Source organism: Sphingomonas paeninsulae, from assembly GCF_003660165.1.
Lineage (GTDB): Bacteria > Pseudomonadota > Alphaproteobacteria > Sphingomonadales > Sphingomonadaceae > Sphingomonas_O > Sphingomonas_O paeninsulae.
This window is the reverse complement of record NZ_CP032827.1, coordinates 114,847-133,589: the sequence shown is the minus strand read 5'-3', so window position 1 is coordinate 133,589 and position 18,743 is coordinate 114,847. Positions and strand designations below refer to the sequence as shown.

The 18,743-nt window shown below is 57.3% G+C and carries 26 protein-coding genes and 1 pseudogene; 5 read left to right on the top strand and 22 right to left on the bottom strand.

What is annotated here, in order from left to right:
• Window positions 1-163 precede the first annotated feature (163 nt).
• Window positions 164-553 carry a response regulator gene (locus D3Y57_RS00715; RefSeq protein WP_121150437.1) on the bottom strand — a complete coding sequence of 130 codons (390 nt, stop codon included), beginning with the start codon at window positions 551-553 and terminating at the stop codon, window positions 164-166.
• Between the two features lie 218 nt (window positions 554-771).
• Between D3Y57_RS00715 and D3Y57_RS00710 the strand changes: the two genes are divergently transcribed.
• The 3 genes from D3Y57_RS00710 to D3Y57_RS00700 all read left to right on the top strand — a co-directional run bounded on the left by D3Y57_RS00710 (window position 772) and on the right by D3Y57_RS00700 (window position 2,353).
• Window positions 772-981 (top strand): hypothetical protein, encoded by a 210-nt coding sequence (locus tag D3Y57_RS00710; RefSeq protein WP_121150435.1) that lies wholly within the window; start codon window positions 772-774, stop codon window positions 979-981.
• A 266-nt stretch (window positions 982-1,247) separates the two neighbouring features.
• Window positions 1,248-1,877 carry a phosphatase PAP2 family protein gene (locus D3Y57_RS00705; RefSeq protein ID WP_121150598.1) on the top strand — a complete coding sequence of 210 codons (630 nt, stop codon included), beginning with the start codon at window positions 1,248-1,250 and terminating at the stop codon, window positions 1,875-1,877.
• A gap of 296 nt (window positions 1,878-2,173) precedes the next feature.
• Window positions 2,174-2,353, top strand: a complete 180-nt coding sequence (locus D3Y57_RS00700; protein ID WP_121150433.1) for a hypothetical protein — start codon at window positions 2,174-2,176, stop codon at window positions 2,351-2,353.
• 288 nt (window positions 2,354-2,641) lie between these two features.
• Here the strand turns inward: D3Y57_RS00700 and D3Y57_RS00695 are convergent, their stop codons facing one another.
• The 8 genes from D3Y57_RS00695 to D3Y57_RS00665 form a co-directional block, all read right to left on the bottom strand.
• Window positions 2,642-3,028, bottom strand: coding sequence for a DUF6180 family protein (locus tag D3Y57_RS00695; protein ID WP_162986849.1), 387 nt, complete (start codon window positions 3,026-3,028; stop codon window positions 2,642-2,644).
• Between the two features lie 217 nt (window positions 3,029-3,245).
• The gene (locus tag D3Y57_RS00690) at window positions 3,246-3,626 is read right to left on the bottom strand and encodes a lysozyme inhibitor LprI family protein (protein WP_162986848.1); all 381 of its coding nucleotides are present in this window, start codon (window positions 3,624-3,626) and stop codon (window positions 3,246-3,248) included.
• A 215-nt stretch (window positions 3,627-3,841) separates the two neighbouring features.
• Complete coding sequence (locus D3Y57_RS00685; protein ID WP_121150427.1) at window positions 3,842-4,807, bottom strand: tetratricopeptide repeat protein; 966 nt, start codon at window positions 4,805-4,807, stop codon at window positions 3,842-3,844.
• Window positions 4,804-4,986, bottom strand: coding sequence for a hypothetical protein (locus tag D3Y57_RS00680; RefSeq protein ID WP_121150425.1), 183 nt, complete (start codon window positions 4,984-4,986; stop codon window positions 4,804-4,806). Before D3Y57_RS00680 ends, D3Y57_RS00685 begins: the two co-directional genes overlap by 4 nt.
• 56 nt (window positions 4,987-5,042) lie before the next feature.
• Window positions 5,043-5,762 (bottom strand): surface-adhesin E family protein, encoded by a 720-nt coding sequence (locus D3Y57_RS00675; RefSeq protein WP_121150423.1) that lies wholly within the window; start codon window positions 5,760-5,762, stop codon window positions 5,043-5,045.
• A 196-nt stretch (window positions 5,763-5,958) separates the two neighbouring features.
• A complete protein-coding gene (locus D3Y57_RS19945; RefSeq protein WP_162986847.1) occupies window positions 5,959-6,117 on the bottom strand; it encodes a hypothetical protein in 159 nt (52 codons plus the stop codon).
• 55 nt (window positions 6,118-6,172) lie between these two features.
• Window positions 6,173-6,745: a DUF3617 domain-containing protein gene (locus D3Y57_RS00670; RefSeq protein ID WP_121150420.1), complete on the bottom strand. Its 573-nt coding sequence runs from the start codon at window positions 6,743-6,745 to the stop codon at window positions 6,173-6,175.
• Between the two features lie 324 nt (window positions 6,746-7,069).
• Window positions 7,070-7,351 (bottom strand): hypothetical protein, encoded by a 282-nt coding sequence (locus D3Y57_RS00665; protein ID WP_121150418.1) that lies wholly within the window; start codon window positions 7,349-7,351, stop codon window positions 7,070-7,072.
• A gap of 181 nt (window positions 7,352-7,532) precedes the next feature.
• Between D3Y57_RS00665 and D3Y57_RS00660 the strand changes: the two genes are divergently transcribed.
• Window positions 7,533-8,534 (top strand): tetratricopeptide repeat protein, encoded by a 1,002-nt coding sequence (locus D3Y57_RS00660; protein ID WP_162986846.1) that lies wholly within the window; start codon window positions 7,533-7,535, stop codon window positions 8,532-8,534.
• Window positions 8,535-8,789: 255 nt separating this feature from the next.
• Here D3Y57_RS00660 and D3Y57_RS00655 read toward each other — a convergent pair whose 3' ends face one another.
• From D3Y57_RS00655 to D3Y57_RS00605, 11 genes and pseudogenes are all read right to left on the bottom strand, one after another.
• The gene (locus D3Y57_RS00655; protein ID WP_121150414.1) at window positions 8,790-9,581 is read right to left on the bottom strand and encodes a hypothetical protein; all 792 of its coding nucleotides are present in this window, start codon (window positions 9,579-9,581) and stop codon (window positions 8,790-8,792) included.
• 394 nt (window positions 9,582-9,975) lie between these two features.
• Window positions 9,976-10,170 (bottom strand): annotated as a pseudogene (locus tag D3Y57_RS21470) (lysozyme inhibitor LprI family protein); the annotation flags it as partial.
• Between the two features lie 286 nt (window positions 10,171-10,456).
• Entirely contained in the window at window positions 10,457-10,804 is a 348-nt protein-coding gene (locus D3Y57_RS00645; protein WP_121150410.1) for a hypothetical protein, read from the bottom strand.
• 163 nt (window positions 10,805-10,967) lie between these two features.
• Window positions 10,968-13,289, bottom strand: coding sequence for a nitric-oxide reductase large subunit (locus D3Y57_RS00640; protein ID WP_121150408.1), 2,322 nt, complete (start codon window positions 13,287-13,289; stop codon window positions 10,968-10,970).
• Window positions 13,290-13,364: 75 nt separating this feature from the next.
• Window positions 13,365-13,706 carry a cupin domain-containing protein gene (locus tag D3Y57_RS00635; RefSeq protein WP_121150406.1) on the bottom strand — a complete coding sequence of 114 codons (342 nt, stop codon included), beginning with the start codon at window positions 13,704-13,706 and terminating at the stop codon, window positions 13,365-13,367.
• Window positions 13,707-13,739: 33 nt separating this feature from the next.
• Entirely contained in the window at window positions 13,740-14,066 is a 327-nt protein-coding gene (locus D3Y57_RS00630) for a hypothetical protein (protein WP_121150404.1), read from the bottom strand.
• A 26-nt stretch (window positions 14,067-14,092) separates the two neighbouring features.
• A complete protein-coding gene (locus tag D3Y57_RS00625) occupies window positions 14,093-14,620 on the bottom strand; it encodes a hypothetical protein (protein WP_430738978.1) in 528 nt (175 codons plus the stop codon).
• Window positions 14,580-15,791 carry an NO-inducible flavohemoprotein gene (gene hmpA / locus D3Y57_RS00620; protein ID WP_121150400.1) on the bottom strand — a complete coding sequence of 404 codons (1,212 nt, stop codon included), beginning with the start codon at window positions 15,789-15,791 and terminating at the stop codon, window positions 14,580-14,582. Before hmpA ends, D3Y57_RS00625 begins: the two co-directional genes overlap by 41 nt.
• 45 nt (window positions 15,792-15,836) lie before the next feature.
• Window positions 15,837-16,106, bottom strand: coding sequence for a TehB family protein (locus D3Y57_RS00615; protein WP_121150398.1), 270 nt, complete (start codon window positions 16,104-16,106; stop codon window positions 15,837-15,839).
• A gap of 1 nt (window position 16,107) precedes the next feature.
• Entirely contained in the window at window positions 16,108-16,797 is a 690-nt protein-coding gene (locus D3Y57_RS00610) for an alternative oxidase (protein WP_121150396.1), read from the bottom strand.
• Window positions 16,798-16,814: 17 nt separating this feature from the next.
• Complete coding sequence (locus D3Y57_RS00605; RefSeq protein ID WP_121150394.1) at window positions 16,815-17,219, bottom strand: group III truncated hemoglobin; 405 nt, start codon at window positions 17,217-17,219, stop codon at window positions 16,815-16,817.
• Window positions 17,220-17,310: 91 nt separating this feature from the next.
• Here D3Y57_RS00605 and D3Y57_RS00600 point away from each other — a divergent pair, with 91 nt between their 5' ends.
• Window positions 17,311-17,757 carry an Rrf2 family transcriptional regulator gene (locus tag D3Y57_RS00600; RefSeq protein WP_121150392.1) on the top strand — a complete coding sequence of 149 codons (447 nt, stop codon included), beginning with the start codon at window positions 17,311-17,313 and terminating at the stop codon, window positions 17,755-17,757.
• 255 nt (window positions 17,758-18,012) lie between these two features.
• On the opposite strand, the gene D3Y57_RS00595 is transcribed toward D3Y57_RS00600, so the two are convergent.
• Together D3Y57_RS00595 and D3Y57_RS20545 are read right to left on the bottom strand one after the other, a co-directional pair.
• On the bottom strand, window positions 18,013-18,486 hold the full coding sequence (locus D3Y57_RS00595) for a phosphatase PAP2 family protein (RefSeq protein ID WP_239025677.1): 474 nt from the start codon (window positions 18,484-18,486) through the stop codon (window positions 18,013-18,015).
• Window positions 18,483-18,737 carry a hypothetical protein gene (locus D3Y57_RS20545; RefSeq protein WP_239025676.1) on the bottom strand — a complete coding sequence of 85 codons (255 nt, stop codon included), beginning with the start codon at window positions 18,735-18,737 and terminating at the stop codon, window positions 18,483-18,485. The genes D3Y57_RS00595 and D3Y57_RS20545 overlap by 4 nt, the downstream gene beginning before the upstream one ends.
• Window positions 18,738-18,743: the final 6 nt, after the last annotated feature.

Below are 18,743 nucleotides of genomic sequence, written 5' to 3'. Positions count from 1 at the left end.
GAGAGCCGAGCCGTATCTCTCAGTCGCGAAAATGCCAGACTGCAGGTTTTACGCGATGATGACACCCTAACACAGAATCAGTCCGTTATCGAACATCTAATCCGATTTACTTTGCGCCCCCGTTGCCAAACTGTGCTTATGACTTCGAGTGGCAATTATCTGGTCAGGGCACACGGAGACTGCAAATTTGCTTATCTTCGATGCTGGCAACAAGCAGACTTATTGCCTTTGATGCAGCCTGAGGCTTCAGGACAACAGGCAGATCAGGGTGGAGGGATGCCAGATCGGACGGAATACCGACGCCCGAGTAAATCACGACAGAAATATCTTTGGCTACCAGCTCCAGAGCGACCGGCGTTATGTCTGCGTCACCCAGGTTGCCATCGAGTACAGCCCCATCGATTTCTGCACCGGCAGCTATCAATTCCAGCGCCTCCGCCACGCTGTGTGCCGGACCGATGACCTCTCCGCCGCAATCCTCGATGATCATCGACAGGTGCATCGCGATCACGGCTTCGTCTTCGACAATCAATATTTTCGTACGCTCCAGCACGGTTTTCCGATCACATAAGAGCAATGAGAGCGAAAAGATTGTTTAACGACCATATTTAGCGGTCACCCTTCCCCAACCGCCCGTTATCCGTCCGGTTCCGGAAAATGACTAAATGTTTCGCCTGGGAGCCTTGTTCAGGACCAGGCCGCGCGATATTCAAATAGCTCAGTTTCCATGCCAATTGCGCACTTTTGGTATGCGAAGTCTGTACGAGCTGATTGCCTAAGGATGTTAAACTGCCTGAACCCACGCACATCATCCAGAGAGCGTTCCAGCTGGCACGGCAGGGCCAGTGTATGAACGTCGACGAAATCCGGGCCACCCTGACCGACGAAGGCTATGAAAACGTCACCCGGCACATGGCCGGACCTGGGCTGGCCCGCCAGCTGCGTGGCATCATTGCAGCAGCAAAGGCCCCGGGAGCTTAGACCCGGGGCAGTGCGTCAATCACTTTGGAGTTGAATGTGTCGCTGTCTCGAACGACCCTCTCTAAATCTGTCAAACCGATAACGGTTCCATCAAAGCCACGATAGTAGTGATCGTCCTTCCAGCAAACGGTAGGAACCTGACTTTAAACTTTGTTCCGTCTGACCCGTTCTGAAGGGAAACCCTCAGCTTAAATCGCCAACGACGATCACGTATGACGCAGCTTTTTTCGATCTCGGGCGCTTGGCTCATAAGCAAGGAGGTTCAGATGCCGAACGTGAAGCGGGTTGCGAAAAAACAGACAGCCAAAGTCGAGCAAACTGATCGAAAAGTTGCCCATGAGACCGGAGGCAAGCGCGACACCTCCTTTATGAAGGCCGTCGGGAAAATCAGTGATCTGGCCGATCAGCCTCCATTGATAGCGCTTGGCGCCACCACCACCATCTTAGGTCTGGCAGCAGGCAACGATCGTCTCGCTCGCACCGGGATGCGGATACTGGCAAGTCACTGGCTCGCAACTGCTGCGAAATCTTTCGTCAAGCACCGCATCGACCGCACCCGCCCCTTTGTCATGCTTAATGGGGGGTCGTATCACGCTGAAAAAGGTTCCAGCACCGCAAAGCGGGAAAACAGCTTTCCGTCCGGACATACTGCTGGAGCAATTGCGGTCGCTCGCGCTATAGCGCGCGAATACCCCGAGCGTGCGCCCGTTGCTTATGGGGCAGCTGTATCCGCAGCCGCGGTTCAGCTCCCGCGGGGTACGCATTTTCTGAGCGATGTCCTTGTCGGCGGTCTCATCGGCTTTGCTGCGGAAGCTGCAATTTCAGTATTCCTGCACAAAAATACCAGTGATCTGTTCCCTTCTGCGTCCCGCGCAGCAGCGGCGTCTATCGATTGAGTTTGAAGGGACAACAGCATTGCAGTCACCAAAAATCACAATCCGTCGAAGGAGTGTCAGAATAAACCGTGTAATTTTGTCTGGCTCAAGATCACCGCACCGGTTATTGGGTCGGTATTCAGGGCCCTCCTGAGTACGGCGTCAGAGTGGGTTTGCGCCCTTTGCTCTGGCGCCGTTTTTATTTCACGAATTTCAACCTGTTGACGTCAACCCGGCTCGTTATCATGGTGATTTTGTATTCCGCCTGACGTCGGGCGATGTCTCACTCTGAGCGTAGCGATTAAAGGGAAGGTTGAATGACCCGCCATCCGGTGGAACGCGCTTTCGAGCTGGCAAAGAGCGGTAGTTTTTCGTCCATTGAAGATCTGCGCGAACAGCTCATTGCCGAGAATTTTGATAATGTTCATGGGCATCTCGTGGGGAGCCTGCGAAGGCAGCTTATCGTGCTTATCGCTAAATCGAGGCAAGCTTCGTAGATGTGTCTGAAGGCAGTGGGGAACTAGGCGTCGGAGGCCGAGCGTGAACGAATGGTAGGGCAGCCACATAGATGACAACACGCTATCGGTGGGTCACACCAACCAGAAGAGGCAGATGGGCTTCAACTTCAAAGATTGCCAGCGAAGCCGCGGCGAAAGCTGGGGTGGCGCGTATCGATCATCCAGGCCATGTCTTGCTTGATCCGCTCACGGAGATCGAAGTGAGGAAGTTTAACGGATTGAGCCCCTAGTCACCAATAATCTGTCGGCGCTTGGGGATGTGTAGCATCATCGCGCCCGCAGCAGAGCCTGATGGACATAGCCTGCTGTACGCTTCGCCGCAGCGCTTTGAGCACGGTTGTAATCCAGGGCCTGCACGACAAAAGCCGTCTTTTTATCCACTGCAATGCAATAGACCGTGAGTGATCCACCACCATTTGCTGGTCCCGACGCGAAAACTGTCAATTGCCCCGGATAACTTTTGGCGGTCATCGCGACATATCCCAGATCGGCTGACGCCTTCCTGGCGGTAGCGAGACAAGTTGCTAGGCTCAGGGTTCCAGCATCCTTGCGCTCGACCCGATACTCCAATCCGAAACGCGGGCTCGCAGCAACGCCAGCTCCAGAGATTGCGGTGACCACGGCTATCGCAACCATATTCAGGACGATACGCAAAGGCTTTCTCCATGTGATTGCCAGGAAAAATACGATAAAAAGTCCGGGGTCCAACAGGGCAAGATCTAGATCCGGTCATTATTAGATATCAGGTGCCCGCTTAGCTGTCTCAGGTGCGCGACGGTGACGCCGGTTGCTGACCACCAAAAGTATTGTTGGCAGTTTAAACGTGAAACGAATGATGCTTCGTCAATGCCATACGTTGACCGGCAATCGACTAAAATCGGATTTTGCTCTCCAGCTCGTCGGCGCGTAAGGCAGTCTTCGCGACGATACAGCTACTGTTGATCGTTTCCTGATCGACCTTGCAATCATAGTCTCGCGCCTTCAGCCAAGATCGCTGCTCGTCACGCAAAGCTATGCGTCGCGCCGGCGTAGCCGCCAGCTGGCGCATCACTTGCTGATAAGACTTGTTGAGGCGCGCATCCTGCGAGGCCATTTCGGTTTGCGCGCAGATGCCCATCTGGACAGTGTTTCCTCCCGCGCGCGCCTGACAGGCAGTGTATTTCGCAGACAGGCCAGACGCTCGACCTTGCGCAAGCGAAACCCCGGCAGGGGCGAAAAGAACTGCAGCCATTGCCGCCATCTTCCATGTCATCAGGCATCTCCCAGCATATTGTAGTGCGCACCATCCTAGCGACGGACTGATCACGCTGTCCACCGTTTCACCAGCATTCCCTTGCCACGTCCGTAGCGATGAGACGGTAGAGGATATGTTAAACTGCGGGATAATAGCGCCGCTCATCGGTCTGAAAGTGAATGGCCAGATATCGTGCGCAGCATATGGCAATGATAATTTCTGCGATATTTGGCTCAATTTGCCTTGTCAGTCACGAGATCAACGATTGCTGAGCTGCCCAAAGCTGGATTTTGGCGCGCGCTGAAAGGTAGCGCCCGTTGTGCCGGCCTGAAGCCGGGATCGATCTTCAGCGCCTGCTGTATCAACGCGACGCCCCGCACCTCGTCCTTCGGCACACCCTCGCCACGGCGATAGGCCTTGCCCAGGTTCGTGCAGCTTTCTGCCTGCGACAGGTCGCAGCCACGTCGGTACAGCGCAGCGGCCTCGGCTGCATCGCGCGGAACGGTCCAGCCCTTGGCATGGAACAGCCCGAGATTGCCGCAGGCAGCGCCCTCTCCATCGTCGCATGCCCTGGTGTAGAGCTGAACCGCGCGCTCGCGATCGCGCGGCACCGCCAGCGCATCGGCATACATCACGCCCAAATTGAAGCAGCCATTGGCATCGCCGCCGCCACATGCCCGCTCGAATAGCGGAACGGCGCGTTTCCTGTCCCGGTTAACTCCCACACCCTTCACATAAGCGGCGCCGAGATTGGAACAGCCGCCGGCATGATCGGCATCGCACGCGCGCTTAAAATAGGCAGCGCCGCGCTTTTCGTCCCGCTTCACGCCCTTGCCCAGTGCATAGGACAGGCCGATGTTGGAACAGCCAGCGGCACTACCCAGATCGCAGGCCTTTTCGAAAAACGCCGATGCCCGCTCCGCGTTGCGTGGCACGCCATCCCCCTTGTCATGAGCCAGACCAAGCCAGATGCAGCTTCCGGCGTCTAAGCCATCGCACGCTTTGGCGTAAAGTTCGGCTGCGCGGACCGGATCCTTCGTAATACCGTCGCCTGTTGCATAAGAGCGGGCAAGATGGCCGCAGGAATCCGCATCGCCGTCGTTGCAACGTTGCCGGAGTTCAGAGCGGAATCCCTCAACGGGGACAGATTGCGCGGCAGGGAGCACCGCAACCTGCATTGCAATGATGAGCGCGATCATGGTGTCGGTGCACCGCTCATTACAGTATCGCAATCGCCCGCCGTGCAATCGGGTAGTCCGCCATTGTTGCTTTTTATGCGAGCCACCCGGTAGCGCAGGCCGTCGGCGCGCGCGGCGATAACCCGAATTTCGAGATCACTGATGACGATGACTTTCTGTGTCGCCGAAAAGCGCATCATCTGGCCACTGCCCGCATGCGCCAGATCCGTAATATTGTAGCCGCGAAGTTCGAAAGTTATCTCTCCGTTTTGAATGCCGATGTAGGCGATATCGTAAATCCTGCCGGTTTCATCGGCGTTATAATCCTTGGCAATGGGCAGGCCGACTCCTTTGGCATAATCCCGCGGGGCACGATTGGCTGTCCGGCAGTGACATGTTGTTCCGTCCCGAACGTGGCCGGTTGCGCTGCCGTAGATCGGATCACAGCTGTCGCCGGATTCTCGCGCAGGCGATCATGCAATTCGGCTGGCTGCACCACACCGGCCGTGTCAGCGATCAGGGCATCGGCAAAGGCCACCTCGTCGATCTTGAGCGGAAACCCCGCCGTATCGGCACGGTTAGCGGCGCAGACGAAATCCAGTTCGGCTTCGCCCAGTGTCCCCGCCACAATCTGCTGCGGCTCGGCGTAGCTGGCTGACGACGGATCGAGCCGATGATCCTTCGCATCGTAGCGCGTAACCACCGACCACGTCTGCTGCCGCTTTATGCAATCGGTGCGCATAAAGGCGCGGATCAGCGCTGCGGGATTGCCCGGTTCCCTCAGGACCTGACTGACCCAGTATGACGCGACATCGCCGTCCCGTTCGATCGACTCCGCGTCGACAAACAAAACCCTGTCCGCCCCCTGCGCCACAAACCACCATTCGGATAAACGGGCCGGCGCCTTTGAAGGGAAGAACAGAATAGCCGACACGATGGCAGCGTTGCGAAAGGCAGCATTTATAAAAATTATCATCTCCTGTTGCTGGCGACTTACAGGCCGTTCGCCCGGGCAACCTGTGTCGAAGCGAATTTAGTTACGGCAATTGACCATCAGCGAGCAGAAGAGCTTAACGGTCACGGCGTCGACCCACCAATTGACCCTGCGGGCCATCGAGCTAATCATCTTGAACACCACGCTGAGCTTACTTTAATCGTTGCCAGCATATTGGCTACCACAATCCGAATGGAGTCAGTCCCGGTGCGTGGTGGCGCCCAGACAAGGCTAGGCGTGCCGCATCCATGATCAGCGTCCATGTCATCATCGGCCACATCGCAAAGCCGAGTATATGCTGGTTGAATCGGTCGTTTACCACGGCAAGATAAAGCAAGCCCTCATCCATCTAAATACAGGTGCTATCGCCCGCACTTACCGTGGCTTTGGTATTAAACGCCCTTTGGTTTGTCGCAGACGCCTAAACGCTTGCCGGTTACTTCAGTCTTGGTGTTCATCTTGGCTCCAGGCGCCGCGCCTGGCATAGGCGGCATGCTCATTTGCGTATCGCTGGTCACAGCATAACTTGTGGTGCTAAACGTGCCCGACATCTCTGAACGCATATCGCCCGGCAGACCGGCAGTTCCGTTCTTGCACGACAGCGTTGCATCCATTTTCCCGCCGGACATCTTGAACTTTTCGTACGTGCAGTTTTTGGCAGCGCCAGCAAACATATTTTCAGGCGGCTTTGCTGCCATTTCTGGAGTTATGCACATCTCTACGGACTGACTGCCCATAGCAGACATCTGTTGCTTCATAGCGCTAGCCGTGGCTGCCGGCATCCCGGGTGCATCAATTGAAACTATCTTGACAGTGGTCTGCCATTTGCCGGGCTCCAGCTTAATCGCGTCTTTGGTGGCGGCAGCAACTTCGGAAACCGACGCATTTGTCGCCGTAACTGTTGGCTGAGACCCACACGCGGTCAAACCTGCAAAAACTGGAACGAGCAAGAAGAAGTTTTTCATAGTATTTCCCGTCGATAGTTGCGGACATTTCTGCACACTCCATATCAAGACTATCGAACATGCAATACCAATTCTTGTGGGGCCGGTCTCTTAAGTCACGGATGTGTAAAGGGTTGCCGCGTTCGAACAGAAGGTCTTCGACGTTCCTCGGCGGCGGCGGATATCGCACGGAAATCAAAACAGTCAGGCGGATGACCTCATCCGACGAGTTGAAACAGCGGAACGGGCTAGGTGGTTTGGCTCTCGGTTCTAACGTTCATCCAAACCCGTGATCATCCGACCATGCGCACTGCCATATTGGCCTGAAAGAACCGTGACCTGACGCTATTGGCGTGACAGAGGCAGCGATGGAATGTGCTGAGCGGCATCCGGCAAGGTCAGGATCGGTTCGTCGGAAGAGCTATTTTCTGGTGATGCACGGACGGGGGGAGGGGGCCCGTTTTCCATATCCAATTTTGGGCCGTTCCTCATTCCCGGCCGTTTTTGCGCGGTGATGAACGCTGTGCATTCATTAAACGCCTGTGCTGCAGCACGGTTGCCGATGAGATCTATCGCATAAATCTGCTTGTTCTTGACCGTGGCCGTCAGCGTGACGTTGTCCGGCAACGCCGCCAGAAGGTCGATTACCGTTGGCTGGTCGCACGAATCGACTACGAGCGAGCCGCTCGGGGCGGTTAACGGCTACATGGTCTTGTCAATCGCCGGCAGAAACCTAGGCTGTGGCATGTTCTTTGGTCAAAAGTTTCCGACGTACAAAGCATTGGCGCCAAATAGTGCTGAGTCGTGGATGTTCCAATTTTCTTTGATATTTTGCCTTTCGCTTGGCTATCCCGCTCAGGCGCAGGAGAAACCGTCCGACCCACCACATGATCTGGCACAACCGAGCACGTCGGCACAGGGGATCGCCGATACGCCAGTGTCACCTTGTAAAGTGGACGATGCCGATGCGTGCACTGCACTTGGATACCAATATCTGGAGGGTGATGGCGTCACAAAGGACGACGGCAAAGCGGCCCGGATCTTTTGGGAAGCATGTCATTTTGGCAGCATGCGCGGCTGTACGATGACCGGATTTGCTTATTCCGAAGGGCGAGGTTTGAACAAAGCGCCTGATCGGGCGGCGCCGTTCTACGCCTATGCCTGCAATAATGGCGAAAGTGTTGCCTGTTCCAATCTTGGGCTTGCCTATAATAGCGGACGCGGCGTCGCTGTGGATACAATCCGCGCTACTGCATTGTTCAAGCAAGCCTGTGACATGGGAGAAAGTGACGGTTGCGCAAATTTAGGCGCGTCCTATTCTCTGGGCAGGGGCGTAGCGCGTGACAATCGCCGCGCGGCGTCCCTGTTTCAGAAGGCCTGCGCAGGCGGCGATTTGCATTCCTGCTACAACCTTGGCGTCCTACTCCGGGATCGGCTCGGGGTTGCACGCGACTACAAGCGCGCCATCGCACTCTTCGAACAGTCCTGCGAAGCGAACGAAGCAGCGGCATGCGGGAATCTTGGCTTGATGGTGAATGACGGTCAAGGGGTGGCAAAGGATCGCCAGCGCGCGCTGAACCTGTTCGACAAGGCATGCACTCTTGGTGAGCCCGAGAGTTGCTTCTCGCTGGGTCGGGCGTTTCAGACGGGAAATGGCCGCGATCCCGATAATGCCCGTGCCATCGCCTTGCTGGAACGGGCGCTTTCACTGGATCCTAAAACGCCATCTGCAGGCGAAGCTCGCAAGGCGCTGGAGATCGCTCGGGCGGCGATCCCCGTTCACGACACCGTGCCGCCGAAAAGTCCATGACAGACGCAGGACGATGATAAAGTTCAAGGCTGCTTCTCCTGTTCCTGCCCGATTTCGCCGTAATCAGGTTTTTTACAAAACCAGCACACCATCATCGTCCAATGTGGTGATAAACCTCTCAAACTAAAGATAATCAGAAAATGTTTCGGTTTGTTCGTTTTGCTTCTTGCCGGGAGCCTGGCCGATCGAAAATATTCGATGTTTATTTGAGTGAGGAACCACATTTCAGGTACGCTGATCCGCGGCGGAAGGCGATCACGCGCACCACAACGCACCGTTCCTGAGTGTGGGTTTTGGGCAGCCAGACAATGGTGTCGTTAGCTTCTGCCCCGGTCGCCACAATGAGAGACGGTGCAGTATCTGCGGCATCTCCGAGTCTATCACCGGCAGCGCGTTGCCATCGTTGTAACGCGTCGTGCTGCGGTATCGCAGAACATTACGATACGGCGCTGTTGCGCCGCCCGATCGCGCGACCGTGACCCAATAGCCGAACGGTGCGTCGGTTGTTGGCTCGACAGTAACGAAGGCGCCGCGTAGCGGCCCTGCTTCGATAAAGCGCACCTCTTGATTGTTGTTCGTGCCCGTGCTGTGCGCGAACAAGCGCACGAAGTGGTCGGTATCGCGGCGATAAGCGAGCGCCTGCGTGCCGACGAGTTGCCCGCCATTACCAGCGTGAATGCTCGCCAGAACGACAATCAGCAGCGGCTGTCTGTCTCCAGCCTGCCGATATGCGACGTGTGCTGTGCGCAGATAATGTGGAGCGTCGAAGTTGTTCTTCGGCGTATCGGGGTCGAGGCGGGCGGTCAGGGCGGTATCACAAGCAGGGGACCTGGAATGACGAAGGCACGGCATAATCACGCCAGGTTCCGGATCGCCAGTCGCTGATTCTCCAGGAAGCTCGCTTTGCGTTATTATCAGCCGCGACGGCGTACGTGTTGCGAATGGGCCAGCGAGATCGATGGTGGCGATAGGCCTATCGGCGCCGAGCGCGCCGCTGGCTGCGGCAAGGCTGAGCAGAAAAATAACGGCGCTACGCGCTTTGATCATATCTAAAATCCCGCTGTTCGCTGTTAAGTGTGGTCGGCGTAAGTGTCACCAAAAGCCCGCGCCGCTTCTATCATGCGAGGAAGATTTGTTCCTGTTTTTCGGGCCGTTGGCCTACGTTTATCCAAATTGCCATTTCGCTCAAACGCTAGAAAGGATTATTAAACGTCGCTTGAGACCGACAACGACGCACCGAGCATCAGCGCTTCCTTCATTGGCTGCCAGCCAGCGTCGCTTCATCGATGCGACGCACAAGATTATCACGGCCATTAATTCGAAACTTCGCGAGAAATCCGCGGTCGCTTACCAATATATGAACATCTACGGAGGAATCGGTTGCAGTCCGTTGCGCGCAAGGGCTGTTATCCATCCAGCGTCGAACAGGCTCGCTGTATGGTCATTCCTCAATCCTCATGGTGCTCAGGCTTGCTGCCAGCTGTAAGGCGCGGTCGCGTGTGTTTCGCGTCGCAGATGGAGCCTCCATCGGCACGTACCTGGTGCCCCGTCGGTTTGCGTACGGTGTGCTGCGCGCGAGCGCGGCGGCGCCGTGAAAAGCGATCCATGCACGCTGCGCATCCCCGAAGTCTTCCTGCGCGGGCGAGGAAGCCCATTTATCAGTTCGGCATAGGCCCTTTACTTGCGGAGATCGAAAGCCCGCGTTGCGGCGCTTTCGATCTTCCCCGCGGTCGAAACACTGGCCTCACTCGCAAGACAATGCGCAAACGTGGTCGACGTCTGAACGGGCGCTTCTGCCTGCTCATCTGAAGCAACGAAGGCAAAAATCCAAAAGCGCCAAATCTTGCTGAGGCCCCACAGCCATTTTGTCTTCTTGCCGTCGTCAGATCGCCGTCATCAGAAACGGTGATGCGTTCAATCCACTACCGCGCATCAACCTTCTGTTTCCAAAGCATGAGACCGCCGAGCGCGGCAAACACGCTCCCAATACCAATAAGGAACATTGCGAGACTGTTGCTGCCGATTTCGCTGTTGTTCGCCGCGCTGATAGCGCGCGCCGCAGCGGTTGCGTCTGTCGCCGTCATAGCGGTAGCAAAGGCAGCCTCATCGCATTTCGCGACCATTTCTGCACCCTGACTCTTCATCCGTTCCCTGCATTGCGCTGCAATGGCGGAACCAGCTTTCGGAGGGCCCGACGAAAAGCTCAATACGGCACCAACCGCTAATATCAGCAGGCCTAGCGCCAATAGGATCGATGGATTTTTCTTCATATCACCCCTGTAAAAAGCTCAAGACACCTGCCTACCGAAACGGCAAGCGCAAACCCTGGGATGGCTGTCCCACAAAGCCGAAGTTACAAGCAAGCTCGAGCGAAATTTTCCGGTCAGGCAGAGGCCCATTGAGGTGCCACTGAAATGCCGGACTCGGGTCTTGCTAACTCTTCATGTAACTTTCCTGAGCATCATAATCATGGGAGAGAACACCCCAATATGCTTTTAACGCGGCTATGCTGAGCGGGACGGCACCAAAGATGATGAAAATCAAATCGCCGGGTAGCCGCATCCATTCGAGCCGCCGTGCGACCGCAGTGCCGGTATATTCGATGCTGCGTGCGTGCCAATAGCCATGCTGCACCACATCCCAGACCTGCAGAACTCCAGAAGGAAACAAGCTGAGCACCACCATTGACGCGAGCCCGATGTTGGTCCCCCAGAAACCGATGCGGATATATTTTTCGATGCCTGACCAGCGCGCCATGTCAGTCGTCTGGCGCAGCACAAACACCATCAGGGCTAGCGCGAGCATCCCGAAGACGCCCATCATGGCGGCGTGGCCGTGATTGGGCGTCAGGATCGTTCCAACCTCATAATAGCTCACGATCGGCAGATTGATCATAAATCCGAAAACACCGGCGCCGAGGAAATTCCAGAATCCCACCGCCATGAGGAAATAAAAGGTCCACTTGTGGGTCAGCGCCGGAGCTCCCCCATTTTGGCCGGTTTCTCCGCGTGTCGTGCGGACAAAATCCCATGCGTCGAGTGTCAGCAATGTGAGGGGCACGACTTCAAGTGCCGAAAAAAGCGCCGAAGCCGCCATATTGATCTGGGTCTGGCCTGAGAAGTACCAGTGATGGCCAGTCCCCATCAGGCCGCCGAGGAAATAGAGGATCGCGTCGAGATAAATGACGCGCAGCGCGGTATTCCGCCCCGTGAGGCCTAGCTGGAACAACATCAGCGCGACCACGGTGGTTGCGAAGAATTCGAAAAATCCCTCAACCCACAGATGGATGATCCAGAAGCGCCAGGTGTCGACCACTGTAAAGTTGGTCTTGGCGCCAAAAAAGAGGGCGGGAACGTAGAAGACGGGAATGGCCAGCGCGCCTAACAGAAACATTCGGACGATCGGCCTTGCATGGACGTTGGTGACCTGGCTGGGCCGCGCAATCCACCAGAGCAGGGCGAACCACCCTAGCAATCCCACAACGAGCAGATACTGCCAGAAGCGGCCGATCTCGAGATATTCCCAGCCCTGGTTGCCGAACAGGAACCACCAGTCGCCAAGCCACCCGGAGATGCCCGCCCATTCGCCAAGGAGACTGGCACCGATGACGACAGCGAAAGCCGCGAACAGAAGATGAATGGCTGCGGGCAGCCAGCGGGGCTCATCGGTCCGGAGCGAGCGGCCGAGAAACAGCGCGGCTGCCACATAGGCCGTCGCGATCCAGAAGATCGCGGTCTGCAAGTGCCAGATGCGCATCAGGTTGCTCGGAAATATAGTCTCGAGCTGGAAGCCGTAGAAACTTCCCGGATCGGCGCGATAGTGCGCAACCGCACCACCTACGAGCGTCTGCATGAGAAACAGCAAGGAGACGACAACGAAGAATTTGACGAGGGCGCGCTGGCCGGGGCTTGCCTGCCCCGGGATCACCTGCGGCGTGGCGCTATGGCCCCGCGTAATCCAGCCCAGATAGTCGAATTTACCAAAGGCGAGCAGGACGGCCGCTATACCGCCAAGCAGTACGATCAGGCTGAGCGCGCTCCACAGCAGCGCACCGGCCGGAGCGACATTGCCAACGCCGGGGTCATAGGGAAAATTGTTGGTGTAGGAATAATCCGCCCCAGGCCGATCGGCGACCGACGCCCAGGCAGTCCAGCAAAAAAAGGCAGTCAAGTCGTGCAATTCTGCCGAATTGGTGATGAGCTTGGGCGCAAGACCGCCGTTGCGTGCTGGGTTGATGAAATAGGCTGTCCAGCGGGCTGTCTGTGCGCGATAAGCGACGGCCTCCGGCGCAGTCAGGTTCAGGGTGTTGCTCGCCGGATCGAATCGATTGGTTTTCAGCGTGACGGCGACCTGACCGCGGATCGACCCTGTCTCGAGTGGGTTAAGAGCAGTCAAAGACTTGGCGAACTGTTGCTGTGCCAGGGACGTGGCTACGCTCTCACCAATCTGATGCAGCGTTTCGGCCGAAAAATCAGGGCCAAGATAAGCCCCATGCCCCCAGACCGTGCCATTGTCCATCAAGCCATAGCGCAGAAATATGGCCTGTCCCGAGCGGATCTGATCGCCTGTGAACAGGGTCTCTCCACTGGCGTCTATAATAGTATCGGGGATGGGCGGCGCGTTTCGATAAGAGAGCATGGTGATCGCCAGAAGCCCCGCAAAGCCAAGGGTCATCACCATCAGGACTGATCGCAGCCACCATTTCGATATTGGACTGATTTCTGGATCACATTTGGGTTGGGCGGCTTCGTCCATTGCGCGTCTCCTGGCGAAACCGAAGGTTGAAAAAGAGCTGAACGGTCCGGCACACGTTCAACATCCGAAATGGGCTCAGCTTAAGGTTGGATGCTCGAATAATATCGTGAGCAGCAAGGCTGCATCTTCAATGCCTTCGATGCCATGCTCCTCGCCGCCGTCGAGATACGTCCAGTCGCCCGCCTGCAGGATAGCCGCCGCGTCTCCGAGCAATACAGACACCCTGCCACGCAGACAGTGGAGCGTCGCTTGTCCGGCAACATGGTGCGGTGGGATTACGGCGCCAGCATGGACGATGAGATGGATCGCCTCAAAGGCCCCGGTTTTGACGAGGGCGGTCGAGTGGGCATCATCTCTACTGACCACCAAGTCTGAGAGATGTACGACTTCGCCGTGCTGTGCGTGATGAAGTGCCATGATCAATTCTCCTTCTGCCGTTGCCTGAGACGGTTAATGCCGGCGTGAAACCCACGCGGGTGAGTCGCTGGCAGGAAAAGATTCCCGCGATGCCTCGTCGACGGCGTCCGACTCCGCCTGGCTCTCTTGTAGCTGCTCCACCCTCTTCGTTACGGCCGCTTCCAGCGCAGCGCGCTCCGCCAAAAAATCGGCATCGCTCGAATCCGTCATCGGCGTGGCGTCTGCTAGATGCTGGGCAACCGTCGCCGTCACATGCGCCGCTAGCGAGACATCGGATCGTCCATGGCAAAGCACATGGACGGCGTGCGCGACCGCGTCGATGCGCTCGGGATCTATCGATCTGTTTTCCGTATCAGGCACAACGGTCGGACTCCTTCATCGGCTGTCTAAAATGGCGAAAACCCGCGGCTTCCGGCAACCGCACCGATTACGGTAATTAGGCTGAGACCAAGTAGAAGGATATGCGCGCGGTGGAGCAGCCTGAACGCTCCATCCGGCGATCTTACCGCCCAAAACTCGAACCGGCGACGCAAGATTAGCGGTTCAACGATAAACAGCACCGAAAAGAAGATCGACCAGACGCATAGCATGGCGTGCATCCACCAGAAATGCAGATCACGAAAGCGATCCCACATTCCTCCGCGCTGGATCATCCACAGGCCGCTTGCGCCAGTGAATAGAATCCAGATGCGCGCCTGCGGGGCAAAGCGGCTTTCGATGCGGTGGAAGGCAGCCAGCCTCTCGGATGATGGCAAGGCTTTGACCGACGGGATGACCACGGTGGTTACAAACGCAACCCCGCCGATCCAGCATACGATGGCCAGGATATGGATCATGCGCGCAATGGTGAGGTCATCCATGTCGGTCGTCCCTTCAGGCGGCGAGGAGTTCGTCGGCAGGGCCGAAAAACTCATAATGAATCCTGTCAGATGCGACGCCAGCGAGCGACAAGGTGGCGACAAACGCGCGCAGGAATGGTCGCGGGCCGCATAGGTAATAGTCTGCTTCTTCGATCGGCGTATGGGTCGTGAGCCACTGCTCGTCGATCAGCCCATTATGGTCATAGTCCCGGCCCGCAACGTCTTGTGTCCTTGGTGTCTGGTAGAAGTTCGTGACGCGGATGTTCGGGCGACCGGTCGCGAGTGCGTGGACGTCATTGGAAAGTGCGTGGGTCGAGCCATCCAGTGTTCCATGAAGATATTGGACGGGAAGGTCAGGATGCTGCTGCGCTACGGCTTCGAGCATTGCGACCATCGGGGTCAGGCCGACCCCGCCGGACATCAGCACGACCGGGCGTTCGGGATTGTCTGTCAGGAAGAACTCGCCTGCGGGCGCGGCCACCTTGAGCACGGTGCCGGGCTTTGCCTGGTCGTGGAGCCAGCCCGAGGCGAGGCCGAGGGGCTCGCGTTTTACCGAGATACGATAGGTCTCGCCATTGGCGGCTTGTGAAACGCTATAATTGCGTTTGACTGGAGGATGGCCGGGTATCTCGAGCCAGAAGGTCAGATATTGACCGGGTTTGTGACGAATGACCGATCGCCCGTCGGTGGGGCGCAAAATGAACGAGGTGATGACGCTGCTCTCGGCGCGCACCGCGTCGATCGTGAACGTGCGCCAGCCCTCCCAGCCGCCATCCGCCGTGCGGTGCTCCTTGTAGAGCCGCTCCTCGCGCGCAATCATGATATGCGCCAGGAACCAATAGGCTTCGCCCCAGGCAGCGAGAATCTCTTCGGTGGCGGCATCGCCCAGCACGGCCTTGATGGCGCCGAGCAGCGCTTCGCCGACATGGGGATAATGTTCGGGCAGGATCTGCAGACCGACATGCTTTTGCGCAATCCGCTCCACCGCCGGGGCAAGGGCGCCCAGATTCTCGATGTTCGCCGCATAAGCGAGGATGGCTGCGGTCAATGCGCGCGGCTGCGATCCGGTGTCACCATGGTGCGATTGATTAAAAAGGTCGCGAATCTCGGGATTTTCGAACATCCGCGCGTACATCTCATGGACAATATCGAGACCATGGGCTTCGAGTGCGGGAACCGTGGCTTTGACGAGCGCGATCGTGCGCTCGCTGAGTGTCTGTGACATCAACGTCTCCTGTCTTGATAATGGGGTAGGCTGGCGCGGGCGGGATTAGCCGCCCGGCGGTTCACTGTAGAAATCGACCCGCATCTTCATCGCGCCGATTGGTTCGACAAAATGCGGCTGTTCGGGAAGCAATGGTCCCGGGGTGTCGGGATCAAGCAGACGTTCGGAAGGCGGCTCGAGATAGGTCAGTTTCACTGCGCCTTCGAGCACGCGAACAATGCCCCAGACCCCGGCCTTGGTCGTGTGTCGCGCGCGCAGCGCCGCAGGGAGGGTGGTCTCGTCGAACACCGGGGTTGAGCGATAGGGTTCGGCCATGTCAGGCTGCCAACCGAATGTCGTCGGCATGGTCCGGATAGGGCGCCACCGCCGCATGGTTGACCGCCAATCCGGCGAGTTCGTTTGCAAAGCCATGATTGATATCGCGGTGATGCGCCTCATCGGCGCGGACCAGGAGCACCACGTCGCGCAAGGTCGCATCGTCTCCAAGCTTCCAATAATGCCGCGCGATTGCTGGTGCCGGGCCATTGGGGGAACGACCCTCGTCAAGTTCAGCGAGATAGAGGGTGTAGCTGATCACCGCCTCTTCCTCGAAATATCCGACCACGCGGTGTGCGGTCTTGGCGCTGAGCAGATAGAGCGTGAAGAAGGCGAGGTAGAAGACCCACTGAACGGCCAGAATGATGAGCCGCTCGAACATAGTCGGCTTGGCCACCTCGATGAAGGTCATCAGGTGCATCCGCTCGTTCTCCGCTTCCTCCATCAAGGTTCGGATCCAGCCCTTGTCATCGCACATGCGCCGCAGGCAACGCAGATGCGTCAGCGTTGCGCCGACCATGCCCGGCACCGCCGCTACAGTCTCAAGCACGATGGCACGGTGGCCGTAGCGCTTGGCGAAGAATGTGTCGGCCGTGAACCGCAGTATCTTGGTGAAGGTCAGCGCGATGCGATCGGACGGACCGCGCGGTTTGCAGTGGACGCTAAGGTCGACAAAGGGAGCGGTTGGCATGAAGGATTCCTTGACGGTCAGGCCGCTGCGCGGTCTGGTTTGGTTTTTGGATCGAGTTTGAAGAAGAGCGCCAGTTGCAGGCTTTCTGCGATCCGCGCGGCCTTGGCCTGTAGCGCAGCGGCTGCAAAGGGCTCCATGACCTCGGCCGTGGTGCTGTTCCAAAGCGCCAGCCAGCGCTGAAACAGTTCGGGCGTTATACGTGTCCCGTGCTTGAAGTGGGCGGCCACAGGGTTGCCCTTGTAGCGGCCAGTGGTGAGCATCACCGACGACCAGAAGGCGACCAGCTTCTCGAGATGTTCGGGCCAGCTTTCGATGGCATCGTTGAAGACCGGACCCAGCGATTCGTGTTCGCGGACACGCTCGTAGAACAGGGAGACAAGCCGTTTGAGGGCTTCCTCCGTGATCTCATTCCCGTCGTCCATCGACCGACTCCTATTCATGTATTGATAATGCATCTATAAGGCATCTTTCAATGATGCAAGAAAAATGCATATATCGTCGCAAGGAGATTCCATGCGGCTTACGCGCTACACCGACTATGCCCTGCGGGTGCTCATCTATCTGGGCGCGCGACCCGATGCGCTCTGCTCGATTGCGGAGATCTCACGCGCTTACGACATCTCGCAGAACCACCTGATGAAGGTGGTCAACGATTTGGTGAATGTCGGCTATCTGGCCAGTACGCGTGGTCGCTTTGGCGGCATCAAGCTCGCCAGGCCAGCGGTGGAGATCAATGTGGGCGCGGTCATCCGGCACACCGAGGATGGGTTCGACCTGGTCGATTGCGGCACGTGCATCATCGCCCCTGCTTGCGGCCTGACCGGCGCTTTGCGGCAGGCGCTGACCGCGTTTCTAAGCGTGCTGGACGGTTATACGCTGGCGGATCTCATCACAAAACCGGCAGAACTCGGGATGCTGTTTAGCGCCGTAAGGAATCGGGATTTGCCTCAGACGGGGTAAAAAGACGGTGTTGAGGCCATTTGCGAACCGCCAAGCCAGTTCAATCAGCGACGCTTTGCCTTATAGTCTGCAAGGACGATCGTGTGATTGTGCTGCTCGTCCCGGGCTGCGTAGAGCAGAATGCCGGCCCCCCGATCGAACCGTGATCGCCAGTTTAGTGACCGTAGCGTCCCTTGAGCAGTACACTAACTTCGATGATTTGGTGAATTCGGCGCTCTTACTTCGATATGTTGCATGATAGTGAGTGGCGTGGGGTTACACGTCGATGATCGTCTCAGCCTCCTCGTCTTTACGTCGCTGCAGAGTCCGAGCCACCAGCGAACAAAGTGCCGCCCAACTGGCTCCGACGCACCACCCGCCTAAAACGTCACTTGGCCAATGCACGCCTAGATATACCCGCGAGAAACCGATCGCCAGGGTGAGAAAGATGGCCACGGTCATGAGGAATATTCTCACCGTTCGGTCAGCTTCCGCCCGCGCAAGGAGTGCGCCAATCGTCAAATAGGTGATAGCCGAGTTCATCGCATGGCCGCTTGGAAAACTCAGGCTATGCACGTCAACCAGATGTGCGACCACTTCAGGCCTGGGCCGCGCATAACCAAATTTGAGCAGCTTGCTCAAGATGGCACCGCCTGAGATGGCGACGACCAGGAAAATGGCTGTTCCAGTCTTCCTCGAGGCGAGCAAATATCCAGCGGTCAGCACGGTCAGGAGGGTGAGAATCGTCACCCCCCCAAATCGGTGATATCGATCATAGCTGTCTGCAACCAGAGCGGTCCAATCGGGACCGCGGAATTGGCTGGCTCGCGGAACGCTTGAAGGATCAGTTTGTCGAGCGCGAAACTGTCACCTTCTCGGATTTCTGATCCGAGGCGCAGAAAGATGAATGCTGCCGCTGCCGCGCCGAGGAAAACGATCAAGATCCGACTGTCGATGCGGTGGCGAGCAAAAAATCGGACGGAGTGTATGAGGATAGCCATTCTCAC